This window comes from Secundilactobacillus collinoides DSM 20515 = JCM 1123, assembly GCF_001435975.1.
GTDB classification, from domain to species: Bacteria; Bacillota; Bacilli; order Lactobacillales; family Lactobacillaceae; genus Secundilactobacillus; species Secundilactobacillus collinoides.
The window spans coordinates 1-343 of record NZ_AYYR01000086.1 but is presented as its reverse complement, the minus strand read 5'-3'; the positions used below and the strand labels follow the sequence as shown (position 1 = coordinate 343).

The window sequence follows — 343 nt, the reverse complement described above, 5'->3', positions numbered from 1 at the left end:
TACCCTACGAAAGAATCTTAATGGAGTAATTAACGCCGCCAAATCGTCCTACTCTAACGGACCGATAGAGGGCATCAACCGTAAGATCAAGGAGCTCAAACGTGCTTGTTATGGCTTCTCCAATCAGGCCAATATGTTCACACGCGTCTACCAGCTGATTGCCTAGATTATCTACCACAATAACGTCACGATGGTAGGCTTATTTGTTATGCCTTCAAGTACGATATTCAGACAACACACCAGATTAAACGCCGCAACTAATAAAACAACAAAAAAGATCTCCCACACGAGGAGATCTCCAAAGGATAGAAACTATCCTTCAACACCATTTGACAAACTTCCG

General features: G+C 42.9%; 1 protein-coding gene. It reads left to right on the top strand.

The genetic code is table 11. The annotated features are described in order from the left end of the window. Positions 1–166 (top strand): transposase (locus FC82_RS16585; protein ID WP_162260953.1); only part of this gene is annotated, 166 nt, incomplete at its 5' end. Between the last annotated feature and the right edge of the window lie 177 nt (positions 167–343).